This is a genomic window from Longimicrobium sp. (assembly GCF_036387355.1).
GTDB lineage: Bacteria > Gemmatimonadota > Gemmatimonadetes > Longimicrobiales > Longimicrobiaceae > Longimicrobium.
Window position 1 is genome coordinate 1 of record NZ_DASVTX010000150.1, and the last position, 7,071, is coordinate 7,071.

Below are 7,071 nucleotides of genomic sequence, written 5' to 3' on the forward strand. Positions count from 1 at the left end.
TGGCAGGCGGCCGCGCACCGAGGCGCCGAGGTGCGCGACGAGCCCGGCGCGGCGGCGTGGATGGAGCTGGGCACCCGCGACCCGGCCAAGGCGGAGGCGTTCTACACCGGGCTGCTGGGGTGGACGGCGGACACGTTCACGCGCGGCCCCGTGCCGTACACCCTGTTTCTGCGCGACGGGCAGCCCGTGGCGGGAATGCTGCGCCTCGCCGCGTCCATGCAGGGCGTTCCGCCGCACTGGATGCCGTTCTTCGCCGTCGCTGGCGTGGACGAGGCGCTGGGCCGCGCGGAACAGATGGGCGCTGTCCGGCTGGTGGGCCCCGAACCGCTGGCGGGCATCGGCCGGTTCGCCACGCTGCAGGACCCGCAGGGCGCCGCGTTCTCCATCCTCCAGCGCACATCCGGCTGACGCCGGCCTCCACCGGGTCACACGACCGACGCGGCGCATCCGTGCCCCGGCTATCCTCGTCGCGGTCCTGCGGTTCAGGCGAAGTGGACTCGCGAGCGAGGATACGGGGATGACGATGACGATGCGGCGCGCCGGTGCGCGCCTGATGATTGCCGCGGCGCTGGTTTCAGCCGCGGCGTGCGAGGATGACGGCGTTCTCAGCCGGGGCGTGGAGCGCGTGGAGATCGCTCCGCAGACCGGTCCGCTCTGGGCGGGTGATTCGATCCAGCTGGGCGTGAGCATCGTGGATGAAGACGGGCGGCCCGCACAGGCGGCCGTGGTGTGGTCCAGCAGCGACACCACGGTCGCCAGGGTGGATGCCGCGGGGCGCATCGCCGCGCGGCGCGCCGGCCGCGCGACGGTGACCGCCACCGCGGGCGGAAAGACGGGGACGGCGCCCATCCTGGTCTCTGGCTACGAGCTGCTGTACGAGGCGCGCGTGGGCAACACGACCGACCTGTTTGTCGTTCCCGTGGAGGGCGGCACGCCGCGGCGCCTGCTGCCGGCGGGGATGACGGGGTCCGATCCCGCGCCCTCGGCCGACGGCCAGCGCATCGCCTTCGTGGTGCGCGAGATCATGGAGGACGAGACCGGGCGCTGGCTGCAGTCCGACATCTGGTCCATCCGCCGCGACGGGTCCGGCATGCGCCGCCTGACGGATTCGCCCGCGGACGACGACCAGCCGTCGTGGTCGCCGGACGGGACGCGCATCGCCTACCGCAGCTTTGCGTCCGGCCAGGCCAGCGACATCTGGACGATGAACGCCGAAGGCGGGGACCAGCGGCGCCTCACGTTTGATCCCCCGCTCACCGTGGCCGGCGAGGCACGCCCCGCCTGGTCGCCGGACGGAACGCGCATCGCCTACGCCAGCGACGAACTGGGCGGGAGCAGCGGCGACTTCGACATCTTTACCCTGCGCCCGGACGGCTCCGGCCGCCTCCGCCTGACCGCCGGCCCGGACCGCGACTCGGACCCGGCCTGGTCGCCGGACGGAACGCGGCTCGTCTTTCGCCGCCTGCGCCAGGGGGATTCGGACCTGATGATCGTCGGCGCGGCGGGCGGCGACGCCGTCGGCCTGGCCCGCGCGGGCTTTCAGAACACGCCGGCATGGTCGCCGGACGGCCGCATGATCGTCTTCACCGAATCCACCGGGCCCAGCGACACGCCGCAGCTGTTCAGCGTGCGCCCGGACTGGACGGGCGTGCAGCAGCGGACCGGCGCGGCCGGAGGGAACCAGGCCGCCTTCCTGGCCGCCGTTCCGCCGCCGCTCTGACCCGTCCGCAAGGACGGGTATCCGGCACCGGGTCGGATGACCCATCCCGCGCGCGGCGGCGGGGCGCGATCATCAGGGGCGCGGCGCGGGCAGGTGCGCCAACCTTAGAAGTGACACGGATTTCCGTATCAGCAACAAGCGCGGGGAAGAATCATCTGGCGTGCACCGGGGAGCGCATTAGATTGCGCGCGTCGGCCCCGCCGGACTTCCCCGCAGTGACCTGAACCAACGCAGGATCCGCCATGCATACCTGGAACAGCATCAAGCGAGTCGCCGTTCGCGGCACCCTGGCCTTTGCGCTGGCCGCGGTGGTGACCGACGCCGCCGCCGCGCAGATCGGCGGACGCCTTCGCGGCGCCGTGGGCCGCGTTACGGGCGGCCGGCTGAGCGTAGACCAGCTGGTGGGGGGCGACCACCCCATCACCACCTCGCTGCCGGACGCGCGGTGGGCGGTGGACTCGCTGGACAACTTTACGCCGCGCGAGGCCAAGCGCAGCATGATGCAGCTTCAGCGCACGCCCAACGGCGGCTTCGTGCTGCAGCCGGGCTACTACGAGCTGCACAACCAGAGCTACTGCCTCAAGGCCGGCACGCACGGCCCCGGCGGCGGCGACGGCTACATCTTCGCGCCGCCCAAGGGCCCGGCGGAGGACGCGGTGATGACCATCGTGCGCAACTCCGTCAATCACCCGGAGATCTCGCAGAGCGACATTCAGACGCTGCTGTGGGCCATCATCGCCCGGGCGAAGTTCGAAGACCTGAGCCCGCAGCACAAGGCGGTCGCCAGCCGCCTGCTCACGCCACGCCAGCTCACCTCGCTGAACCGCAGCGCGCTGGACCTGATTCCCGGCGACGAGATGGGCGCCCTGATGGACCGCGTGCCCGGCCCCGTGCGCCAGGTGGTGCAGGCCGAGGCGCAGCTGCGCAACCTGCTTGCGGACCCCACGGCCAGCTTCAGCCAGCTGGAAGCGGCGGCGGTGCTCACCGGCGCGGTGGGGCTGGGCCCGGGGAGCCGCGCGGTGCCGGCGGGCCGCTGGTCGCTGCACCCCGACGGCTACTACATCCGCTACCTGCCCAGCAGCTACACCAACACGGTGGTGCAGATCTGGGTGCCGCAGGGCAGCCCGGCGGTGGGCAAGGAGTACGATCCGGCCACGCACATCGCGGTGCCGGGCAACACCGCCCGCCAGCGCCTGATCCAGTCCGGGCGCCCGTACGGAAACCACTGATCGGCTCGGGCCGACGAACAGAAGCGGGCCGGCGATGTACTCGCCGGCCTGCTTCTCGTTTGCCCCCCGGGTATGCTGAACCGCGTCTCTCACGGAGGGCACGGAGTTTCACAGAGGTCACGGAAGGGCAAACCACACCCGCGATCACAACCCGGAAGAAAGCACCGCAGAAACCAGATCCCATTCGTCTTCTGCTCGCGGTGTTGCCTTCCGTTGCTGTTCCTCCGTGAACTCCGTGCCCCCTCCGTGCACTCCGTGCGAGACGCGGTTCCAAAACCCGAACCACGCACGGACTTGTGCAGAACGCACCGGCGTGGCAGGATCAACTCTCGCCCGGACGATCATCCCCCAACCCGGATCTCCTCGATGGACCGTCGCCGGTTCGTGCTGCAAAGCGCGCACGCCGCCCTCTTCGCGGGCATTCTGCCCTCGCTCGACAAACTCGCCGCGCAGAACGGCGCCGCCTCGCCCTTTACCGAGCTGCGCGACCGCTACTTCGTTCGCGTGCTGCGCTACAACCCCGTTACCGCCACCTATCTGGGCGGCGACGCGTACAGCCCTGAGCTGGCGCGCGTCAACGGCACGCTGCGCGACTACCGCCCGCAGGCGCTGGCCGCCGAGCGCGCCTTTTACCGCGAGATCAAGGCGGCGCGCGACCGCATCCGCCCCGAATCGCTCACGCCCGAGGAGCGCATCGACCACGCGGTGCTGGGCGCGCAGCTGGACTTCATCCTGCACCAGCTGGAAGATCTGCGCTACCACGAGCGCGCCGTGGACACCTACGTGGCCGAGCCGTTCCGCGGGGTGGACTGGCAGATCCAGCAGATGACCGACGCAGGCAACGGCCTGCTGGGCACCCGCGACGAGTGGATGCTCGTCATCCAGCGGCTGAACGCCATTCCCGGATACCTGCAGGCCGCCACCGCCAACCTGCGCGCCGGCATGGCCAGCGGAAACCGCCCCGACTGGCGCATGGTGCAGCGTGACGGCATTGGCGGCAGCCGCAGCAACGCGGAATACTTCCAGGCAACGCTCCCGGAACTGGCCGCCAAGGCGCTGGGCGGCCGCGCGTTCGCGGCGGAAACCCTGCGGCAGCTCCGCGCCGCCGCCGACACCGCCGCGCAGGCGTACACCGGGTTCGCCCGGTCGCTGGAGCAGATCTATCCCGCCAGCGACCGGCAGGACCGGTTCGCCATCGGCGAGCGCGAGTACGAATGGCGGCTGCGCAACAACCTGCGCGAAACTCGCTCCGCCGCGGAGCTGTTCGAGTACGGCAAGGCGCAGACGGAAACGTACCAGAACCGCATCTACGAGGTCGCGCAGCAGGTGGCGCGCGAAGCCAATCTCCCCATCCCCTTCGGCACGCGCGAGGAAAAGAACGCCGGGGTGCGCGCCGTGATGGAGCACCTGGCCGGCGAGTCGCCGCGCAACGACGACGAACTGCTGCAGTGGTACGTGGACGCGGGGCGCCGCGCCGTGCAGTACGGGCGCGACCGCCAGCTGTTCGACATTCCCGCGGACTACCGGCTGGACGTGTATCCCACGCCCCCCGTGCTGCGCAGCACCATCGACGCGGCGTACTACCCCGCCCCGCCCTTCAAGACCTCGGGCGTGGGCCGCTTCTACCTCACGCCCACGGGCAACGACCCCGCCGCGCTCCGGCTGAACAACCGCGCGTCCGTGGCGGATACCGCGATCCACGAGGGGTTCCCGGGCCACGACTGGCACTTCAAGTTCCTCACGCAGAACGCGCAGTCCATCAGCAACATCCGCTGGCTCACCCCCGGCGCGGTAGAAGACTCGTCCGCCATGTGGGAAGACTCCATGGCCACCGAGGGATGGGGCCTGTACGCCGAGGAGCTGATGGCGGAGGCCGCGCCCGGGCGCCCGTTCGGCTTCTACACCCCCGCCGAGTACCTGTACGAGCTGCAGGGACAGCTGATGCGCGCCGTGCGCATCGTGGTGGACGTGGGCATCCACACCGGGCGGATGAGCTTTGACGAGGCGGTAGACTACTTTACCGCCAACTTCGGCTTCTACCCCGGCGCGTGCGCGGCGGCCGCGACGGACCCCGGCGCCAGGGCGGTGTGCGAGGGGGCGCAGCGGGCCATGTACCGCTACAGCAAGTGGCCCACCCAGGCCATCACCTACAACCTGGGCAAGAACGCCATCCTGCAGCTTCGCGACGCGTACCGGCAGGCGCGCGGCTCCGCGTACAGCGCCAAGGAGTTCCACGAGCGGCTGATGAAGATGGGCACCATTCCCGCCACGTACTTCCGCGACGACTTCCTGAGCCAGGCGCGGTAGCCGGCGCGGCCGCAGAGGCGCGCGATGGCACGTCCCTTCTGCTGCCGGGGGATGAGGGAAGGGCCCGGTTCCCGTCAGGGGTCCGGGCCCTTTCCGCTCCGGGCGCGCCGGGGCAGGCCCGGCCTGAGCGCAGGGGCACGGTTGCTGCCCGGTGCCGGGCTTTCACGTTCCGTTCGCGAGGAGAAACCCGCATGGCCATCCGCGTCCGTTCCGCCGGCTGCATGTTCAGCATCGTGGCGTCCATCGTCCTTACCATCGTGCTCAACGTGCTGCTGCGCGCCTGCTCCAGCGGCGCCGGCGGGTACTGAAAAGGCGTCCGGCGCGGATCCGCTCAACCCGCCAGCGGCGCGATGATTTCTCGTACGGAGGCCAGCGACTCCTCGGGCTGAAAGCGTACGGGGTCAATGACGGCCTGCACCGCGCAGCCGTGGATCCAGCTCACCGCCACGGCGGCGATGCGCTCCGCGGTTTCCGGCGCAAACGCGCCCGGTTCCGCCTGCAGCAGTCCCAGCGCCACGTCGCGGAACTCCGCCCGGTAGCGCTCCAGTTCGGCGCCCACGCGCACGCGGATGGCCTCGTCGCGCCCGCCCAGCGCCCAGTACTCGTAGAAGAGCCGCGTGCGGCGCGGCTCCCCCGCGTAGCGCGCCACCTCTCGGTCCAGCAGCAGGTGCAGCCGGTCCAGCGCGCCCGCAACCGCGCCCACCGGGTCCGGGGCCCGCAGCGGCGGCGTGTTTTCAATCAGCCAGCCGAGCAGCGCATGCACCAGGCGCTCCTTGCTGCCGAAGTGGAACAGGACGAGGCCGTGGCTCAGCCCCGCCTCTCCCGCCACCGCGCGGATGGTGAGCCCGCCCAGCCCCTCGCGCGCCGCCACCTCGAACGCGGCGCCCAGAATCTGCTCCCGCCGCACGTCTTCCGAAGCCCGTTCCCCCGGCATCTTGGTCCTTCGCCCAACGTGGATCTTCACCCCGCGCCGGGCGCTCCGGCGCGTGCTTGTTGACCATTTGATCAATATAGAGTAACTTGTATTTGACAGTCGGTCAATAACTCCTCCCATCTCCGCTCCCACGGCCGCGGCGATTGAGCCGGGCAGGAACACTTCGGTGCGGCTCCGTTCCCGCCGCAGTGCCCCGCCCCCGGCCTTTCGCCGCCTCCTGAACGGACTGCCCCGCCGGGCACCCGGCGCCGCACGGCGGCGCCGGAACGAGACCACACGTTCACGAGGGGCCGGAAAAGATGGATTCCGCAGAAAACCACCGCGCCCGGCGCCCCGCCCCCGCAGGCCCGTCCACGCTGATGCCGAGCCCGCGCGTTCGGGAACTGGAGTCGTACGCGCAGGACATCGTGCAGACCGTGCGCGAGCCGCTGCTGATTCTGGATGCGGCCCTGCGCGTCCGGGGCGCCAACCGCGCGTTCTACCAGACCTTTCAGGTGTCCGCGGCGGAAACCGAGGACCGGCCGCTCTTTGAGCTGGGCAGCGGGCAGTGGAACATTCCCGCCCTGCACGCCCTGCTGGAGGACGTCATTGGCACCGCTTCCGTGTTCAACGACTTTGAACTGGAGCACGAGTTTCCCGGCATCGGCCGGCGGGTGATGCTGCTGAACGCGCGCAAGCTGCGCCCGGGAAGCCATGCCGAGCTGCTGCTGCTTGCCATGGAAGACGTCACCGAGCGCCGCCGCGCGGAGGCCGACAGCCGGTCCATGGAGGCGTACGCGCAGGACATCGTGGACACGGTGCGCAAGCCGCTGCTCATTCTGGATCCCGCCCTGCGGGTGCGCAGCTCGTGGCTCATGTTGGCCAGAAAGAGGCTCTTGGTG

The 7,071-nt window shown here is 70.7% G+C and carries 6 protein-coding genes; 5 read left to right on the top strand and 1 reads right to left on the bottom strand.

Annotated elements, in window-relative coordinates:
- The 4 genes from VF665_RS06940 to VF665_RS06955 form a co-directional block, all read left to right on the top strand.
- On the top strand, positions 1 to 408 hold a 408-nt coding region (locus tag VF665_RS06940), incomplete at its 5' end, for a VOC family protein (RefSeq protein ID WP_331052684.1).
- Positions 409 to 517: 109 nt separating this feature from the next.
- On the top strand, positions 518 to 1,720 hold the full coding sequence (locus VF665_RS06945; RefSeq protein WP_331052685.1) for an Ig-like domain-containing protein: 1,203 nt from the start codon (positions 518 to 520) through the stop codon (positions 1,718 to 1,720).
- Positions 1,721 to 1,962: 242 nt separating this feature from the next.
- Positions 1,963 to 2,949 (top strand): hypothetical protein, encoded by a 987-nt coding sequence (locus tag VF665_RS06950; RefSeq protein ID WP_331052686.1) that lies wholly within the window; start codon positions 1,963 to 1,965, stop codon positions 2,947 to 2,949.
- A 366-nt stretch (positions 2,950 to 3,315) separates the two neighbouring features.
- A complete protein-coding gene (locus VF665_RS06955) occupies positions 3,316 to 5,256 on the top strand; it encodes a DUF885 domain-containing protein (RefSeq protein WP_331052687.1) in 1,941 nt (646 codons plus the stop codon).
- A gap of 331 nt (positions 5,257 to 5,587) precedes the next feature.
- Here VF665_RS06955 and VF665_RS06960 read toward each other — a convergent pair whose 3' ends face one another.
- The gene (locus tag VF665_RS06960; protein ID WP_331052688.1) at positions 5,588 to 6,190 is read right to left on the bottom strand and encodes a TetR/AcrR family transcriptional regulator; all 603 of its coding nucleotides are present in this window, start codon (positions 6,188 to 6,190) and stop codon (positions 5,588 to 5,590) included.
- 299 nt (positions 6,191 to 6,489) lie between these two features.
- Here VF665_RS06960 and VF665_RS06965 point away from each other — a divergent pair.
- Positions 6,490 to 7,071, top strand: a 582-nt coding sequence (locus VF665_RS06965; RefSeq protein ID WP_331052689.1) for a PAS domain-containing protein, incomplete at its 3' end; no start/stop codon positions are given.